Annotated in this window: 14 protein-coding genes; 8 read left to right on the top strand and 6 right to left on the bottom strand. The window is 64.7% G+C overall.

The features are described from left to right. Positions 1 to 129 precede the first annotated feature (129 nt). Both PWP93_RS17980 and mprF read right to left on the bottom strand, forming a co-directional pair. Positions 130 to 1,518, bottom strand: coding sequence for a virulence factor family protein (locus PWP93_RS17980; RefSeq protein ID WP_421045371.1), 1,389 nt, complete (start codon positions 1,516 to 1,518; stop codon positions 130 to 132). Then, positions 1,515 to 4,127 carry a bifunctional lysylphosphatidylglycerol flippase/synthetase MprF gene (gene mprF / locus PWP93_RS17975; protein ID WP_421045370.1) on the bottom strand — a complete coding sequence of 871 codons (2,613 nt, stop codon included), beginning with the start codon at positions 4,125 to 4,127 and terminating at the stop codon, positions 1,515 to 1,517. Before mprF ends, PWP93_RS17980 begins: the two co-directional genes overlap by 4 nt. Before the next feature lie 504 nt (positions 4,128 to 4,631). Between mprF and PWP93_RS17970 the strand changes: the two genes are divergently transcribed. Beyond that, positions 4,632 to 5,795, top strand: a complete 1,164-nt coding sequence (locus tag PWP93_RS17970) for a porin (RefSeq protein ID WP_421026176.1) — start codon at positions 4,632 to 4,634, stop codon at positions 5,793 to 5,795. 141 nt (positions 5,796 to 5,936) lie between these two features. Here the strand turns inward: PWP93_RS17970 and PWP93_RS17965 are convergent, their stop codons facing one another. Next, positions 5,937 to 6,398: a DUF2917 domain-containing protein gene (locus tag PWP93_RS17965; RefSeq protein WP_421045369.1), complete on the bottom strand. Its 462-nt coding sequence runs from the start codon at positions 6,396 to 6,398 to the stop codon at positions 5,937 to 5,939. Between the two features lie 534 nt (positions 6,399 to 6,932). Here PWP93_RS17965 and PWP93_RS17960 point away from each other — a divergent pair. The 5 genes from PWP93_RS17960 to PWP93_RS17940 all read left to right on the top strand — a co-directional run bounded on the left by PWP93_RS17960 (position 6,933) and on the right by PWP93_RS17940 (position 11,755). Next, entirely contained in the window at positions 6,933 to 7,181 is a 249-nt protein-coding gene (locus tag PWP93_RS17960) for a hypothetical protein (protein WP_421045368.1), read from the top strand. Continuing rightward, positions 7,162 to 7,890 (top strand): GntR family transcriptional regulator, encoded by a 729-nt coding sequence (locus PWP93_RS17955; RefSeq protein ID WP_421026173.1) that lies wholly within the window; start codon positions 7,162 to 7,164, stop codon positions 7,888 to 7,890. The genes PWP93_RS17960 and PWP93_RS17955 overlap by 20 nt, the downstream gene beginning before the upstream one ends. 433 nt (positions 7,891 to 8,323) lie before the next feature. Further along, positions 8,324 to 9,571 (top strand): formyl-CoA transferase, encoded by a 1,248-nt coding sequence (gene frc, locus PWP93_RS17950; protein WP_421026172.1) that lies wholly within the window; start codon positions 8,324 to 8,326, stop codon positions 9,569 to 9,571. Between the two features lie 137 nt (positions 9,572 to 9,708). Continuing rightward, positions 9,709 to 10,533: a fumarylacetoacetate hydrolase family protein gene (locus PWP93_RS17945; RefSeq protein WP_421045367.1), complete on the top strand. Its 825-nt coding sequence runs from the start codon at positions 9,709 to 9,711 to the stop codon at positions 10,531 to 10,533. Positions 10,534 to 10,711: 178 nt separating this feature from the next. Next, positions 10,712 to 11,755, top strand: a complete 1,044-nt coding sequence (locus PWP93_RS17940; protein ID WP_421045366.1) for a hypothetical protein — start codon at positions 10,712 to 10,714, stop codon at positions 11,753 to 11,755. Positions 11,756 to 11,833: 78 nt separating this feature from the next. On the opposite strand, the gene PWP93_RS17935 is transcribed toward PWP93_RS17940, so the two are convergent. After that, positions 11,834 to 12,778 (bottom strand): LysR family transcriptional regulator, encoded by a 945-nt coding sequence (locus PWP93_RS17935; RefSeq protein WP_421045365.1) that lies wholly within the window; start codon positions 12,776 to 12,778, stop codon positions 11,834 to 11,836. Between the two features lie 361 nt (positions 12,779 to 13,139). On the opposite strand from PWP93_RS17935, the gene oxlT reads away from it, so the two are divergent. Together oxlT and PWP93_RS17925 are read left to right on the top strand one after the other, a co-directional pair. Further along, positions 13,140 to 14,453: an oxalate/formate MFS antiporter gene (oxlT, locus tag PWP93_RS17930; protein ID WP_421026168.1), complete on the top strand. Its 1,314-nt coding sequence runs from the start codon at positions 13,140 to 13,142 to the stop codon at positions 14,451 to 14,453. Positions 14,454 to 14,484: 31 nt separating this feature from the next. After that, complete coding sequence (locus PWP93_RS17925; RefSeq protein ID WP_421026167.1) at positions 14,485 to 15,528, top strand: LysR family transcriptional regulator; 1,044 nt, start codon at positions 14,485 to 14,487, stop codon at positions 15,526 to 15,528. Between the two features lie 108 nt (positions 15,529 to 15,636). Here PWP93_RS17925 and PWP93_RS17920 read toward each other — a convergent pair whose 3' ends face one another. Further along, positions 15,637 to 16,614 (bottom strand): 2-dehydropantoate 2-reductase, encoded by a 978-nt coding sequence (locus PWP93_RS17920; protein WP_421026166.1) that lies wholly within the window; start codon positions 16,612 to 16,614, stop codon positions 15,637 to 15,639. Between the two features lie 230 nt (positions 16,615 to 16,844). Next, positions 16,845 to 17,465, bottom strand: a complete 621-nt coding sequence (locus tag PWP93_RS17915) for a LysE family translocator (RefSeq protein WP_421045364.1) — start codon at positions 17,463 to 17,465, stop codon at positions 16,845 to 16,847. Positions 17,466 to 17,814: the final 349 nt, after the last annotated feature.

The following is a 17,814-nucleotide window of genomic DNA, read 5'->3' as shown; positions in this document are numbered from 1 at the left end:
GAGATAGTGGAGATCGCGACATGTGATGCCGTTATAGATGAAAGTTTTTTGTAATGAAAGAAGAATTTTTCTAAAGCCTTTCATTCGGATGCGAGTGAAAGGTTTGAGGCCTTTGAGCGGGCGAGCAGCTCACCCGCGCGCCGCAATCTCCTTCTTCCACCCCGCGATGATCTTCGCCGCGAGGGCGTTGTAGTCGCCATCGAAGTGATGGCTGCCCCCCGTCTTCACAAGCTCGATACCGGTGTTCGCGAGCGCCGGGCACAACGTGTCTTTTTCATCGGCGCCATAGACGCATTGCACGATCGCGGGCGGCACCTTCGCGAGTTCCGGGCGCACCTGCAGCGCCTTCTCGCTCGCGGGCATGCCGAGCCAGCCCGTCACGCGGATCTGGAAATCGGCGTCGGGCGCGAAGCCGAGCAGCGACATGTATGAGACCTTCGCGCGCAGCGCATCTGGCAGGCGGTTGTAGGCGAACGGCATCACGTCCGCGCCGAACGAATAGCCCACCAGCGCGATGTGCTTCGCATGCCAGCGCGCGGCGTAGGTGTTGAGCACGCGCGCGAGGTCATGGCTCGTTTGTGCGGGGCTCTTCTCGCTCCAGAAGTAACGCAGCGCGTCCCAGCCGATCACCGAAATACCCTGTTTTTGCAGGGCTTCCGCGATGGTTTTGTCGAGATCGCGCCAGCCGCCGTCGCCGGAAATCACGACTGCGAGCATGTCGGTCGGATGCGCGGCGGGCAGCTCGACGAGCGGCAGATCCGACACGTCTTCCTCGCTCTCCGTCTGCACGCGCAGATGCGGTGCGGTGAGCGCGACGAGCTTGTCGGCATCGGAGAGGTTCGCGGCAAATGCGTGCGGCGCCGGGTGAGTGGCGCCAGTCTCTGTGGGCGATTTGGTTGCATTCGCAACGGTCGTTGCGCCTTGCTCGAAGAAGCCGGGCAGGCCCTTGCCGCGCGACAGCGTGGCGTCGGCGGGGCAGGGCGCGAAGCGTGCGTCGAGTTGCGCGGCGGGATCGAGCGACACCGCGCCCGCCATCGTGTTCGCGGGTGCTTGCGAGAGCATGCGTTGCGCGACGAGCGCGCCCTGGCCGCTGCCGATCGCGATCGGCGCGAAGTACTGGTTCGATGCCTGCTGGCGTTCGAGTTGATGACTGAGCGCTTCGGCGTCGCCATAGAGCTTGTGGCAGGTCTCGTTCTTCACCGCCGCGAGATTGCTTGCGTAGCGCTCCGTATCCACGCCCACGACCAGCGCGCCGTGTTGCGCGAGGGCGTCGGCGCGCGTCTGGTCGGCGGCGCTCCAGTGCTTGCCCGCCGAGAACAGCACGGCAAAGCCGCGCATCGCGCCGGTGGGTTTGGTCACGGCGACATCGCCGTAGCGGCCGCCCGAGACGCGTGCGGGCACGGGGTGTGACGGCGCGCCTGTTTCGGTTGCGTTGACCTGAACCGCGCAGAGCGCGAGCACGGCGGCGCCCGCCGCAGCGCCCGCGAGGCGCGGCAGCGAGAAAGTACGAAAATTCATGAGCGCCAGCCTCCTGCCAGCAACGAAAGATCCGCGAGGGTGATGAACACGCTGATCGAGCCCGATGCAGCCAGATAACGCGGTTCCCAGCGCGGCGCGAACTTGTTCTTGAAGCCGCGCAGCCCCCGGAAGTTGTAGAACTTGCCGCCGAAGCGCCAGATCAGCCCGGCGAGGCGGTGCCACGACGAAGCGAGCGGCGTCGGCCCCATGCCGGCGAGCGGCGCCATGCCGAGCGACAGCGATTGATAGCCGGCGCCCTTCAGATGCAGCGAAAGTTGCGTGAACAGATACTCCATCGCGTAAGGCGACGCGCCCGGCAGATGGCGCATGACGCCGACCGTCGCATCGGTGTTGAGGTCAGTCGTCATGAAGGTCACGAAAGCGAGCGGCGCGCCGTTCTGGCGCACCAGCAGCACGTGTTGCGCGGCGAGGTAGTCGTCGTCGAAGGCGGCCACCGAGAAGCTCTTCTCGCGCACGTCGCGCTCCTCGAGCCACGCGTCGGAGATCGCGCGCAGCACCGGCAGGCTGTCGCTCATGCGCGCAGGATCGATGTGCTCGAACGTAAAGCCGTCGCGTTCGCCGCGCTTGAGCGCATAGCGCAGATGGGCGCGCTGCGGTCCCTTGAGATCGAACTCCTGGAGCATCACGCGCGCTTCCTCGCCGAGCTTCATCAGCGTGAGGCCGGCGTCGAGATAGAGCGGCAGGGCGTCGGCGCGAACCTGATAGAACGCGGCGCGGCCGCCGTGCGCGTGTGCGAGCGAGACGAACTCGCGAATCAGCGCGGGCCATTCATTGCGCGGGCCCACCGGATCGTGCAGCGCGGCCCACGTGCGCCCGCGCTTCGCATACATGAGGAACGCGTTGCGCGAGGACGAGAACAGGAAGCTCTTGTCGCCCATGAGCGCGAGGCCTGCGTCGCTGCGTTCCTGCGCGCGCACGATGCGCGCGGCTTCGGCCAGATCCTCGCTCGCGGGAATCACGAAGCGGCCTGCGGCCGGACGCAGCAGTTGCCACGACGCGAGCGCCGCTGCGAACACGCCCGCGCCGAGCGTCGCGCGCAGCGCGCGCGGCGCGCGTTCGTCGAACGCGAATTGCCACCAGAGATGCTGCGAATACTCGACATCGCGGAAGGCGAAGAACAGCACCCACACGGCGAGCGCGATCACGCAGCCCACCGAGGCGAGCCAGGCGGGTGTGAAGGGTTCGGCGAACAGCGACGAATGACGGTTGAAGCGGCGGCGCGTGGTGAGCAACAGCGCGATCAGCACGCACAGCACGCCGGCTTCGACGAACGCGAGGCCCTTGGTGAGCGAGAGCGCGAGGTTGGCCACCGCGAGCATGAGAGCGAGCCACCAGGCGGCGTCGAGTCGGCGCAGCAGGCCGCGCGCGACGAACAGCAGCAGCACGCCGAACAGGCTGCCGAGCAGTTGCGAGCTTTCGAGCACCCAGAGCGGGATGAAATTCTGCAGGAGTTCTATGCGCTTGGTGAACGCGGGCGTGGCGCCCGAGATCACGAGCATGCTGCCGGTCACGAAGGTGACGATGGCGAGGAACAGCGGGGCGAGCTGCGAGACGCCATGGACGCCGCGCCTCGCGAAGTCCGTGTTGAGCGGATTCTTGAGCGCGCGGCCTTCGAACGCGGCGAGCAGCGCAGCCGAGAGCGCGAGCGGCGCGCCGAAATAGATCGCGCGATAGGCGAGCAAGGCAGCGAACACTTTGGGGCCCGGCACGCTCTCGCCGAGTGCGAACACCATCGCCGCCTCGAACACGCCGATGCCGCCGGGCGTGTGGCCGATCAGGCCGAGCAGCATGGCGACGCTGTAGACGGTGAGGAAGTCGGCAAAGCCGATATGTGCGTGCGGCATCACCGACCACAGCGCGAGGCCCGCGCCGAGCACGTCGAGCGCTGCGAGCAGCAATTGTGCGACGAGGTCGCGCCGCGCGGGGACGGTGAAGCGCAGCCAGGCGCGCTTGAACGGCGCGGCTTCGCGCGCCTCGCTGGGGCAGGCCGCGATGAGCCCCGCGCCGAGCGCGAGCACCACGCCGCCGATCCAGCGCAGCGCTTCGGGCGAGAGGTGCAGCAGGCCCGTGAGCGTGTCGGCGGCGCCGACCATGCCGAGCGCGCTCATGAGCGCGAGGGCGAGCGCGAGCGTGACGCTCGTGAACACCGTCATGCGGCCGACTTGCGCCGCCGTGACGCCCGCGCCGCCGTAGACGCGGCAGCGCACGGCGCCGCCCGTGAGCGCGCCGAAGCCCGTTACGTTGCCGAGCGCCGAGCCGGCGATGGCGCCTACCCACAGCGCACCGCGCGAGGCGCGCGCGCCGAGGTAGCGCAGGCCGACCGCGTCGCGGCCCACGAGCGCGACGAAGCTGATGGCGGTGGCGCCGAGCGCGCCGGTCCATTGCGCCGGGCTCAGGTGCCAGAGCTGGCGAATGACCGAGCGGTAGTCGACGGACTGCGAGAGGTGCTGAAACACCAGCAGCAGCAGCGCGCAGATGCCGATGGCGAAGGCTGGCGCCACGAAGCGCTGCAGGCGCAACGCGCGGGCGCGGCGGCGCAACGCCACGGCGGCGGGGCGCGCAATGCGCGAAGGGGGCGATCCAAACATGGGTTGACCTGGCGATTCTCCGATGCCGCGCGGGCGCCGTGGTTGGCGTCTTCAGGGCGGCATCGCATAGTGTTTGTCGATGGGTCCGGCGGTTGCGCGTTGCCGCGGCAGGCAGCGCAAGGGGCCGTGGGGCTGGCCTTTACGGCGAGCCAAAACGTAAACGTTTGGTAAATGACTGGTAAAAATACAAACGCGCGGAGTGACCTGATGGTTGACCCTGTGCCCGAGAAACATCGAGGGAAGCCTCAAAGGGCCGGATAACCCAAAGAGCGGAGCGGGGCATTGTATCGTCCGCAACCCAATGATGTTTACGGCCGGATTGGGTCCTTTCTGAAACCACTGTGACCAATTCGAGACACGCTTTTTAATTCTTTTACTTCGGGTGTCGGTGGAGGTAGTCTGATTCGGTCACCTGCTGTTTGACTGCGGAAGTTCGACTGCGTCGGCGTTGCATGGGGCCTGAGTGAGTGCTTCAGCACATACTCAGGCCGACAGGAGAAAGACGTGAAACGACTCGCCCTGACTTCGCTTTCGTTCGTCGCGCTCGGCGCCGCCGGCGTCGCGCATGCGCAGACCAGCGTGACGCTGTACGGCACCCTCGACACGTCCATTACCTACGTCAATCACGCCAACGGCAACAAGAATCTCTGGGCGCTCGGCAACAGCAGCTACGGCAATCTGTCGGGTTCGCGCTGGGGCCTCAAGGGCGCCGAGGATCTCGGCGGCGGCCTCAAAGCCATCTTTCAGTTGGAGAGCGGCTTTAATCCGTCGACGGGGGCGTTGGGCCAGGGCGGCCGCCTGTTCGGCCGCCAGGCATACGTGGGCCTGACGGCAGCGCAGTACGGCTCGCTCACGCTCGGACGCCAATATGACCCGGTGATCGACCTTGTTCAGGGCATCACCGAGGACAACTACCTGGGTTCCGTATTCGCGACGCCCGGCGACGTTGACAACTATGACAACAGCTTCCGCGTCAACAACGCCGTCAAATACACCACGCCAGTCTGGAACGGCCTGCAGGCCGCCGCCATGTATTCGTTCGGCGGCATCGCCGGCTCGACCGGGGCCGAACAATCGTATTCGGCGGCGGTGGCGTACAACCGCGGACCTGTCTCGCTCGCGGGTGGCTACTTCTACGCGGCCAACAGCCAGGCGGGCAGCGGCATCCGGACCACCGGATGGAGCAGCACCTCGGACGGCACCTTCGACAGTTCCATCAACCGCGGCTATGTGAGCGCTCACTCGCTTTCCATTGCACGCGCGGCGGCGCAATACTCGCTCGGCCAATTCACCTTCGGGCTCGGCTACAGCAACGCGCAATACGCGCCGGACGGCAGCTCGGTATTCCACGGCACCGAGAAGTACAACACGGGGCAGGGCTTCATGAACTATCACCTGACACCGGTGCTCCTGCTCGGCCTCGGCTATGCCTATACGCATGCCAATGGCGACACGAACGCGAATTACCACCAGGTGTCGATCGGCGCGGATTACAGCCTTTCTAAGCGCACCGACATCTACATGACGGCGGGCTGGCAGCACGCAAGCGGCGACCAGGGCGACGGCCTGGGCGGCTCGATGCCAGCCGAGGCGTCGATTGGCTCGTACGGCTATAACGGCACGGCGACGCAGACCATGTTCAATCTGGGCCTGCGGCACAAGTTCTGACGCGTCACGGTGCTTGATGAAGGTCGGGAGCGCTGCATGGGCGGCGCGTCCGGCCTTTTTTCATGGTGGCTGCGGCGGGCTCGATGCGGCGTCCACCCATACTGCGGCGGGCGCCGGCGCCCGCCGGACTTGTCGAGGCCGCTAACGGGCAAGACGGCGTGCCGTGAGCAATGCGAACCAGTTGACGCAACGCCCGGCGGCGCTCCGCACCGTTGCAAACGGCGGCCGCCATGCGCTCGTGAGCGTCACGCACGCAGCGGCGCCCGGCGCGGCGGCGCCCGGCGCAGCGGCGCTTGGTGCGGCGGAGTTTCCGGCGTCTACGCTAAGCCAGAGGCGTTCGCCGCGATAGACCCGCAGCGTTTCGCCCGGATTCAGCCAATAGTCGTAAGGCGAGCGTGCGCGCGTGAGCCAGATACGCGCGCCGCGGACGTGCAGTGTCCCGTCCGCGCGCACGCGCCATGTGAATGTGCTGGCCTCGGGCACGGCAAAGTGGATTGACAGGGCTGGCAGCACCTCATCGTGCGCGAAGGCGGCGAAGGGAGTGAAAGCACGGAAAGCACCAGAAGCGCCTTCCCGATCGGCCTGCTGCGAAGCGGAATCCATCGTGTTCTCCATGATGAGAAGCCGACGGACGGGACACAGTCACACACAAAACAACAGCCCCGTCGATGCCGGCGGGGCTGTGATTTGCGTACGACAGACTGGACTACCCGGATTGCTCGTCCGCACACATTCCCCATGCCATGCCTTTGGGCATATGCCACGGGTGATTCATCGCGTTCGCGTGGATGAAGTTGACGAATGTGTGCATGGGTCGAGTGTGCGGGGGGCACGCTTGCACTGTCAACAAGATTTGTAGGACAAGTCGTACTCGACGGTAGAGAATCGATGTTCGCAACCGCTTCGCCTGGTTCCCGGTCCGTCGTCGCGCCCCTTGTCGCGCGCGCCGGTTTCCGTCAGGATGGGCTCTTTTCTCATGCGGAACGATTTTGGCGGTCTGAGGACTCGGAGAGACGTGCCGCGAAAAGACAATAGAGTGAATATTTGTATCTGATATACCACATACGAAATATTGATTTTTGTGGCGCCGCAGCATATGATTGAGTCATTCGATGATTCAATCTTGTGGAGCTTCAAATGGATTTCATATCTCTCGCAGTCTTCGGTTTGTCAGTTGTCGGCTTAGGCGCGGCGGCAACGGTTATGATCGCCAAATGGCTGCCGCGGGCGGCCATCGAGCAGGCGGCCGAGCATGGCCGTTTTGTCGGCCTCGGCCTCGGCCTCGGCGTGGCGCCGCGCGCGAAGCTGGACTTGCATGCGGAGCGCCGCCCGCTGGTCGGCGTGCGAGTTGTTAAAGAGGCAATGAATGTCGTCAGAACACACTGAAGCAGTCGCTACCCGGGAAGCCGCGTCGCTCAAGCTGGCGCTGCAGCCCATCAATGCCACGCTGAGCCTGCGCGATCAGGCTTACGCGATGTTGCGCCAGGCCATCGCCGACGCGGATATCTACCAGACACGCGAAGAAATCCGGCTGGACGAGCGCGTGCTGAGCGAGACGCTTGGCGTGAGCCGCACGCCGGTGCGCGAGGCCATGACGCTGCTGGAGCAAGAAGGCTTCCTGCGCATGGTGCCGCGTCGCGGCATCTATATCGTGCGCAAGAGCAAGCGCGAGATCGTCGAGATGATCCAGATGTGGGCCGCGCTCGAAAGCATGGCGGCGCGCCTCGCGACGATCCACGCAACGGACGCGGAAATCGCGAAGCTGCGCCACATGTTCGACAATTTCCGCGACAGCACGCCGGCCGAGCATATCGCCGAGTATTCGGACGCCAACATCGCGTTCCATCAGGCCATCGTCGAGCTTTCGAAGTCGCAGTTGATCCTCGATACGATCAAGAACATCTTCGTGCACGTGCGCGCTATCCGGCGCATGACGATCTCGCAGAGCGACCGGGCATCGCGCTCGATCGTCGATCATCTGCGCATTATCGAGGCTCTCGAAAAGCGCGATACCGAGCTTGCAGAGCGGCTCGTGCGCCAGCATTCGCTCGATCTTGCGGCTTACGTCGAGAAGCATTGCGATTTTCTGGACTGAGCGCAGCAGGGCAGTCATTCACTTGAAAAAGGCGGGCGACCATAAGGTCGCCCGCCTTTTTTTGCTTGGGCACCGGTCATCGTGGGAGAGGAAGGCGAGGAGGCCTGCCGGCGAGACTTTATGCGCATCAAGGCAGGAGGCCCAATCCCGCGCACGGAATCTGAAATATCTCGGCACTATCGACTCGGGGTTTTCCCTTGCTCCTTGTACGCCAAAACTGCATAAATTCCTTCAAAGCCTTGCCAGGTAAGGACTTCGGCTGATTCAACCTGCATTTGCACGCGGTAAAATCCCCTCTTGCTTCGTTGTGATATATCACATACTGTATTGAACAAGGACGCAGCAAAGCAGCAACTGCGGACGCCCAGGCGCTCCCGCAGTCCACCGATTTTTCGAAACTCGCCCGGCCACGACTAACCAAGGGAGACATGACATGGGCAAGGCACTGGATGGGGTGCGCATTCTCGATTTCACGCATGTGCAATCGGGCCCGACCTGCACGCAATTGCTTGCATGGTTCGGCGCCGACGTCATCAAGGTAGAGCGCGCCGGCGCTGGCGACATCACGCGCGAGCAGCTGCGGGACATCCCCGACGCGGACAGCCTGTACTTCACGATGCTCAACGGCAACAAGCGTTCGGTCACGCTCGACACGAAGAATCCGCAAGGCAAGCGCGTGCTCGAGCGGATGATCCGCGATTGCGACGTGCTCGTCGAGAATTTCGCGCCCGGCGCACTGGAGCGCATGGGCTTCAGCTGGGAGCATATCCAGACCCTCAACCCGCGCATGATCGTGGCTTCGGTGAAGGGCTTCGGCCCGGGCCCCTACGAGGACTGCAAGGTCTACGAGAACGTCGCGCAGTGCGTGGGCGGCGCCGCCTCCACCACGGGCTTCGACGACGGCCCGCCGGTCGTCTCCGGCGCGCAGATCGGCGACAGCGGCACGGGCCTGCATCTCGCGCTCGGCATCGTCACGGCGCTGTATCAACGCACTCACACCGGGCGCGGGCAGAAGGTGCTGGCCGCCATGCAGGACGGAGTGCTCAACCTGTGCCGCGTGAAGTTGCGCGACCAGCAGCGGCTCGATCGCGATGGCGTCATGAAGGAGTACCCGCAGTACCCGAACGAGAGCTTCGGCGACGCCGTGCCGCGCGCGGGCAACGCCTCGGGCGGCGGCCAGCCGGGCTGGATTCTCAAATGCAAGGGCTGGGAGACCGATCCGAACGCGTATATCTATTTCATCGCGCAGGCGCCCGTGTGGGACCGCATCTGCAAGCTGATCGGCCGCGAGGAATGGATCGACGATCCGCTTTACGCCACGGCCAGCGCACGCCTGCCGCATCTCAAGGAGATCTTCGCCGAGATCGAGCGCTGGACCATGCATCGCACCAAGTTCGAAGCGATGGCGGTGCTCAATCGCCAGCACATTCCGTGCGGCCCGATTCTATCGATGAAGGAGATTGCCGCCGACGAATCGCTGCGCGCAACCGGCACGATCGTCGAGGTCGACCATCCGGTGCGCGGCAAGTACCTCACGGTCGGCAACCCGATCAAGCTCTCGGACAGCGCCACCGAGGTCACGCGCTCGCCGCTGCTGGGCGAGCACACGGACGAAGTGCTCGCCGAATTCGGCTACAGCGAGGCGGATATCCGTTCGCTGCGCGCTTCGGGCGCGATCTGAACTGCCGGTATGTGAAGCAGCACGCGAAGATCGATGCGGGCGCAACGATGCGCCCGTGCCCATGAACGACTGAATCTTTGAACCGACGGACCGCGCGCCGCCAGCGTGCCGCGCGCCACGCAACGATGGAGCGAAGCATGGACACATGGATGCGCTTGATGGCGAACGACGGCAGTATCGTGTTCGGCCGCGTAGAGGACGGTTATCTGCATGAATACGAAGGGCTCGATCAACCGGTGCCCACCGGCGCAGTGCTCTCGCTGCGCACGCTCACGCCGCTCGCCCCCTGCACGCCGGGCAAGGTCGTGGCGCTCTGGAACAATTTTCATGCGCTTGCGTTGAAGCTCGAAAAGCCGGTTCCGGAGCATCCTCTCTTTCTGATCAAGCCGAAGGAGTCGGTGATCGGATCGGGCGTGCCGATTCGCCGGCCCGCTCACTATGCGGGAAAAATCGTCTTCGAAGGCGAACTGGGCATCGTGATCGGCAAGCGTTGCCGCAATGCGAGTCTTGCCGAGGCAGAGGACGCGATCTTCGGCTACACGATCGTCAACGACGTGACCGCGGCGGGCCTGCTCGCGGAAAATCCGCACTTCCCGCAATGGTGCCGCGCTAAAGGTTTCGATACATTCTGTTGCCTGGGGCCTGCGATCGTTTCGGGTTTCGACTGGCGCAGCGCGCGCGTCGTGACGCGGCTCGATGGCGTGGAGCGGCAGAACTATCCGCTCGACGACATGGTGTTCACGCCCGCGCAGCAAGTGAGCCTGATTTCGCAGGACCTCACGCTCGAACCCGGCGACGTGATTGCGTGCGGGACATCGTTGGGCGTGGGCTCGATCGGCGATGGCGCGACGGTCGAGGTCGCGATTGAAGGCATCGGCACGCTGGTGAACGCCTTGGGTGCGAAAGCCGGCGCCGCGCAGGATCCGGCGCACGCGGGCCGCGAGGCGATAACGGCGGCATAGCCGGACAACCAGTCCGGGACCAGCAGGAGAACGCTCGCGCGTGTCGCGCGATGCACGACATGATGCATTGCGCGACGAGACGAACGATTGGGTCGCAACGAAAGGCGCGCCGCAAGCAGGCATTCGAAGCGCGAACGGATTACGTGCGCGGCATGAGTGCCGCGTGCGAGGAGGAGAGATGCCGGAGCAACTGGCAGGCGACGTGGCATGGCTTGGCGGCAGCCTGCTGTACGCGTGGCTTGCATGTGTATTTGCACAATTGGCGGCGCTCGCGCCGGCATGGGCGCGGCGCGCGCCCGAGCGCGCGAAGCCGCGCTGCAAGCATGCGCGCGAGGTGGCGCCACGGGTGCGCACCGCGCTCGCCATATCGTTCGTACTGCTACTGACGGTGCCGCCGGGCTTGCTGGCGGCGCTGGTTGCGTACCGGCCCGATGCGGTGGGCGCTGCGGAATGCGGCGTGCTTGCCGGTTTATGGCTGGGTGCGCGGCACAACCTCGCGAAGCGCGCGCGGGCCACCGCAGTGGCGGGCTGCGTGGTGGGCGCGGTGTCCATGGGCATCTGCCTTGTCAGCTTCCTGATGATGCCGGCGCTGTCCACGTCGGGGCGCGCTGCGCTTTACGTCACGGCAACGCTGGGCGCGCTGCTCGCTGGCGCGGCCGCGAGCGCGTTCGCATATGGCGCAAGTGTTGGCATGAGCGGCGGCGCAGGCATGAACGAGCGCCGCCGCTTGCCGTTCCGGCCGGGCGATCGTGTGGTGCATGCGATTGCGTTCGTTCTGTTCGCGATACTGGGCTACGGCTTTGCGGCGGTGCGCATTCTGGCCTCCGCTGAATTAGGGCTTTCCGTGCTGGTGGCCGCCTGCGTGCTGGCCGCCGCATTCGGCGTGCGTCTCATGGGCGGCGCGCGCCGCCCGATTGCGCCGCGTCCGGGCATCGTGCGTGCGTCTGCCGGTGAGCAGGCCGACGCGGACGCGCGGATCGCGTCGAAACCGCCTGCTCGAGCCCGCTTCGCAGGCGTGCCCAGTGCCTGGCTCGCGGCGGCTTGCGGCCGCTGCGCGCTCGAACCCGCGAGTCTCGACCTCTGGCTGGCGGACTGCGAACCACCGTTCGAAACGCCACGCACGCTGCACCACGCCTCGCAGGATTTGCCGCGCCGCAGACGCAATCGCAGCCGCGAGGGCGCGCTCAGGCTGCGCCAGGGGCTGCACCACGGATTGCACTGAGGCAACCCGTTCAACAATTCGGGGGAAAGGAGCAAACGATCAGGCTTGCCTGATGGATGCCCATTGACCCATCACGTCTTACTTATGCAGTGACGACTCGGACACCCGGGTGATGTCTTCGATGAGCTGTTTGCCTTCCTCCAGCAGGAAGCGCTTGAAGGCGAGCGCGACCGGCGGCAGGCGCTTGTTCTTGCGGTGCACGAGGTACCAGTTGAGCATGACCGGGAAGCCCTCGACGTCGAGCACCGTGAGGTGTCCGACCTGCAATTCGAGGCTGACCGTGTGCGCCGAGAGAAACGCGATGCCCATGCCGGCGATCACGGCCTGCTTGATCGTCTCGGTGCTCTGGATCTCCATTGCGATCTTCAGGTTCGTGATCTTGCCCGCAAACCCTTCCTCCATCGAATTCCACGTATCCGAGCCGCGCTCGCGCACGATGAACGCTTCGTTCGCGAGTGTGCTCAGCTTGATGTTGCGCTTGTTCGCCAGCGGGTGCGAGGGCGCCGCCACGATCACGTAGGGGTGCGGGGCGAAGGCTTCGTTGATGGCATCGGTCGTGTGCGGCGGGCGCACCATGACCGCCAGATCGGTCTGGTTGGTCGAAAGCTGCTGCAGCAATTGCTCGCGGTTGTGCACCGAGAGATTGAGCTGCACGCCCTTGTAGCGGCGCGTGAATTCGGCGAGCAGGCGAGGAAAGAAGTAGTCGCCCGCGCTGATCACGGCCACGTTGAGCTTGCCGCCGGAGATGCCCTTCAGCTGGCTCATGGCCTCGTCGACTTCATGGAACTGCTGAATGATCGCGCGGCTGTAGTGCAGCATTTCGGAGCCGGCAGGCGTGAGATAGATCTTCTTGCCGAGCTGCTCGAACAGCGGCAGGCCCGCGTGCTCCTCGAGCTGCTTGACCTGCGTGGAAACCGCCGGTTGCGTGAGATGAAGCTCCTCGGCGGCACGCGAAAAACTGAGGTGGCGCGCCACGGTCTCGAAGACTTTCAACTGGCGCAGCGTGGCGTTTCGCATGGTCATGGCTGAACCATAAAGGATACTGAATCAACATAATAACAAACTTTAATTATGAGTAATCGAGTAATCACCCTAGCATGAGTTGAAAGGCGTTCGAATGCCGTGCTTTGACATGCGGGTTAACGCCTGGAAAAGCGATAAATAGCGGGAAAACCCGTAATAAAAGGCTGGCTGGACGGACTTTTCAGGCATTTTATGAATTCGAGGAATGAAAGGGGAATTACGTATTTTCATTCGAATTTTTATGTGCCGATGAGAATAGGAATAAGCGGCAAATCAGGGTGGATTCGAAGTCTATAAGTGGATGTTTATGCAAGCCGGAAAAGCGGCTGCAATTCTTGATCGGATAGTGGAGACAACCGAGATGAATGCAATCAGTCAAAGGAGCGAAGGTGGTCCGTTTTGGACGAACCGCTGGGGTCAACTGGTGGTGGGCATGCTATGCATGGCGCTCGTTGCCAACCTGCAGTACGCGTGGACGCTCTTCGTCGCGCCCATGAACGCGCGCCATCATTGGGGCGAAGCCTCGATTCAGCTGGCGTTCTCGATCTTCATCCTGACTGAAACCTGGCTCGTGCCGATCGAAGGCTGGCTCGTCGACAAGTTCGGCCCCCGCCCGGTCGTCATGGGCGGCGCGGTGTGCGCAGGCCTCGCATGGGTGCTTTACTCGTATGCGACCACGCTGCCGATGCTCTATGCAGGCTCGGTGCTCGCGGGCATCGGCGCGGGCGGCGTGTATGGCACCTGCGTGGGCAACGCGCTCAAGTGGTTCCCGGACCGTCGGGGTCTCGCAGCGGGCCTGACCGCGGCGGGCTTTGGCGCGGGTGCGGCCGTCACCGTGATCCCTATTGCGAACATGATTTCGCGTTCGGGCTACGAGCACACGTTCTTCTTCTTCGGCATCCTGCAGGGCGTGGCGATTCTCGTGCTCGCGCTGCTGCTTGTGAAGCCCGCTCCGCGCGCCGCCATGGCAGCGGGCCGCCGCCTCGTCTCGCGCGTCGACTACACGCCGGGGCAGATGGTCAAGCAGCCGGTATTCTGGGTAATCTACGTGGCGTTCGTTGCCGTTGCCGCAGGCGGCCTGATGGCGACCGCGCAGATCGGGCCGATCGCGAAGGACTGGGGTCTTGCGCGCATGCCGATGACCGTGTTCGGCGCGACGCTGCCGCTGCTCACGCTCACGCTGTCGATCGACAACATCTGCAATGGCTTCACGCGTCCGCTGTGCGGCTTCATCTCCGACAAGATCGGCCGTGAGAACGCCATGTTCTTCATCTTCGTGGGTGAAGGCCTCGCGCTGCTCGGCATGATGGAGTACGGCACGAACCCGTATGCGTTCATCACGTTCGCCGCGCTCATCTTCCTGTTCTGGGGTGAGATCTTCTCGATCTTCCCGGCAATCTGCGCCGACACCTTCGGCAGCAAGTACGCCGCCGCCAACGCAGGCACGCTCTATACCGCGAAGGGCACGGCCGCACTGCTCGTGCCGGTGGCCTCGGTGCTCTCGGCAGCGGGTGGCTGGAGCGCGGTGTTCATCGCAGCGGCGATCATCACGATCGCAGCGGGCATCGGCGCGAAGTTCATCCTCGCGCCCATGCGCCATCGCCTGATCGAGCGCAGCGACGAGCATTCGGCCTCGCTCTCGGCAAATCCGGCTGGCCTGCAGACCGGCGAATGAGCCGCGAATATACGCTGACACGGGCCAGACCATGTCGATGAACGTTTCGCTGCAGCAACTCAAGGTATTCGTCGCGGTCGCGCGTGAGCGCAGTTTCACGCGTGCCGCGCGCGAATTCGGGCTCACGCAGTCGGCGGTGAGCCGCTGCGTGCGCGATCTCGAAGAGGCCATCGATCTGAAGCTGTTCGATCGCACGACGCGCCAGGTCGAACTCACGCTCGCGGGCAGTGGGTTCGAGCGGCGCATCGGGCGCTTGCTCGACGAGATCGAAATGGCGTTGAACGAAGGCCGCGACGCGCATCATGAATATAGCGGCGTCGTACTCGTGGCGAGCAATCCAGCGCTGTCCTCAGGTTGGGTTCCCGCCGCGTTCGCACGTTGTGCAGCGGCGTTTCCTTCGTTGACGCTGCAATTGCGGGACTTGCCGCAAGCCGCCGTTTTGCAGGCCGTCGAGCAGGGCGAAGCCGATTTCGGCGTGATCGCCGAAGCCATGCCGTTCACGAGCGCCAACTTCGAGATGCAACCGCTTGCCGCCACGCCGTTGTGTGCCGTGCTGCCCTCGCATCATCCGCTCGCGCTGCAAGGAGCGCTGCGCTGGGACGAACTCGCGCGCGAGCCGCTTTTCACGCTCAATCGCGATGCAGGCTGCCATGGTGCGGTGATGCGCGCGCTCCAGGGGCTGCGGCCCGAGGGACGTCCGGTCCAGGAGCTTGCGCATGTCGAAGGCGTCGCGCGCATGGCGCAACTGGGCATGGGCATCGGCATTCTGCCCATCAGCGACGACGGCGCGCGCGCGAAGCACGGCGACGCATCGGGCGCGGCGTGCCATTGGCCGGTGCCGGCGGGACCGCTCGTCGCGCGCGTGCTGCAGCCGGTCGTGATGGTGAGCACGATGCTCGTGCGGCGCCGCAATCGCTCGTTGCGTCCTTGCGCTCAAGCCGCGTGGTCACAGTTCGCCGCGGACGGCCAGATTGCAGAAGACCACGCCGCCACCGCATCGACGCATGTCACGCACGACGCCCGCGTCGCGCCGCGTTTCGAACGCGAAACCGCCGTGCTCGCGCGCATCGGCTGACTTCTTTCGGGCGCTCCTCGCGAGCGCTTTGCCTTTCTCTTTCGTGTTTCAAATGCAAAACGGGCCGCGCTTTTCGAGCGCGGCCCGTTTATTTCACGCTACTTATTTTCAGGCCGCCCGTTGCGCCATGCGTTCGCGCTGCTTGATGAGCGCGAGCACAGTGTCGATGGCCGGCGTGGCTTCGCCCACGAGTTGCCCCATCTCCTGCACGACGGTCAGCAACGGATCGATTTCCATCGGCCGGCGCTGTTCCAGATCGACGAGCATCGAGGTCTTGTGCGCGCCCACCGCGCCCGCACCGTTGATGCGCCGCTCAACGTCGACGCGGAAATTCACGCCGAACCGCTCGGCAATGCGCTGTGCTTCGAGCATCATCGTGCGCGCGACGGCGCGCGTGGCCGGGTCTTCGGTGATGATGTCGAGCGTGGCGTGCGTGAGCGCGCTGATCGGATTGAAGCAGAGATTGCCCCACAGCTTGAGCCAGATTTCGTCGCGGATGTTCTCGCGGATCGGCGCGTCGAAGCCGGCGGCCGTCATGACTTCGTGCAGTTGCACGATGCGCGAGGTCCGCTCGCCCGAAGGCTCGCCGATCGGAAACTTCTTGCCGTACACGTGACGGATCACACCCGGTTCTTCGATTTCGGCGGCAGGATAGAGCACGCAGCCAATCGCGCGCTCGGGCCCGAGGCGCGTCCATTGCGAGCCGTCCGGGTCGATGCTTTCGAGCCGCGAGCCCTCGAACTTGCCGCCGTGGCGGTAGAAGTACCAGTAGGGAATGCCGTTGGTGCCCGTCACGATGGCAGTGTGCTTGCCGATGAGCGGCTGCATCGAATCGATCACGCCCGCCACCGAATGCGCCTTGAGCGTGATGATCACTACGTCCTGCACGCCCAGCTCGCGCGGATCGTTCGTACAACGGACCTTGGCGACGTACTCCTCGCCGTCCATCAACAGACGTGCGCCGCGTTCGCGCATGGCGGCCAGATGCGGGCCGCGTGCGACGAAGCTCACGTCGGCGCCCGCGCGGGCCATCTGCACGCCCATCATGGCGCCAATGGCGCCCGCTCCAAAGATGCAGATCTTCATGGATTCCCCCCAATGACGTTGAAAACCGCGTGCCCGCGCGCGATGCGAGTGACAGGGTGATTCAGGCCACTCGCCGCACGCGCAGGCGATGGTTCGAGCATAGGGGCTGCCGTCGATTAACGACAGTTAAAGTTTGTCGGCGCAATCATCAGGAAAACATTATGGACTACGTGTTTTCCCGGGGTTTGCAGCGATTTCGCGAGATCAGCAGGGATTGGGGCGGGCGTGGATCAGGAACGGCGGACCAGCAGGAAGCTCATGCCAATGATGCCCAGAAACGCGCCGCACGCGCGATTGAACCAGCGGCGCACGCTCGCGCGCGTGAGCCAGCGGCCCAGGTACATGCCTGCGAGCGAGTAGAGCGCGATGGCCACGCATTCAAGCACGAGAAAGCTCGCGCCCAGCACGGCGAATTGCGGCAGCATAGGCTTGGCGACGTTGACGAATTGCGGCAAGAACGCGGTGAACACGAGGATCGCCTTCGGGTTGCCCGCCGCCACGAGGCACTCGCGCCGGGCGATGCGCGCAAGCGTGGCATCGCCGTCGAGCTTCATGCCGATCGGGGCGGCGTCGCTGCGCCAAAGCTGCACGGCGAGCCACACCAGGTAGGCCGCGCCCGCGAGCTTGATCGCGAAGAAAATGGCTTCCGACGCGCGCAGCACGAACGCGAGCCCGGTTGCCGCGAGCCCGATCATCGCGGCGAATGCGACCAGCCGGCCCGTGCCGCCCACGAGCGCGCGCATGAAGCCGTGGCGCGCGGCCACGTTGATCGACAGGAGGTTGTTTGGCCCCGGCGCCATATTGAGCGCGAAGCAGGCGGGCAGGAAAAAGAGCCAGGCAGTGAGGGACATGATCGGGATTCGGCACGGTGCGCGCGCCCAGTGGCGCATTGCGCGATTCTAGCGCGAAGCGTATCCGCCACGGGCCGCGAAATCGCGCGCCGGTCCGCTTGCGCAAAAAAGGGCCGCACGCTTAAACACGCCAGTCGCGTGCGGCCTTGCTGAGCGGCCGGTGCGGAGTGCATCCACGAACATCCCCGAGAACTGGAGCCGTTCATGAATGGAAAGACCGTTGCCGAGCGCGAAGCGGCTGGCCGCGCCGCGCGCGAACGCGCCAAACGCTCGAGCCACAAGCAGGTGGGCGAGCTCAAGCGCGACCCGGTCGCGCTGCTCAAACAGAGCAGCGGGGGGCGCGTGCCCA

The organism is Paraburkholderia sp. A1RI-2L (assembly GCF_048957375.1).
Classification (GTDB): domain Bacteria; phylum Pseudomonadota; class Gammaproteobacteria; order Burkholderiales; family Burkholderiaceae; genus Paraburkholderia.
Note: the sequence above shows the minus strand (reverse complement) of the source record. Positions and strands in the feature narration are given on the sequence as shown.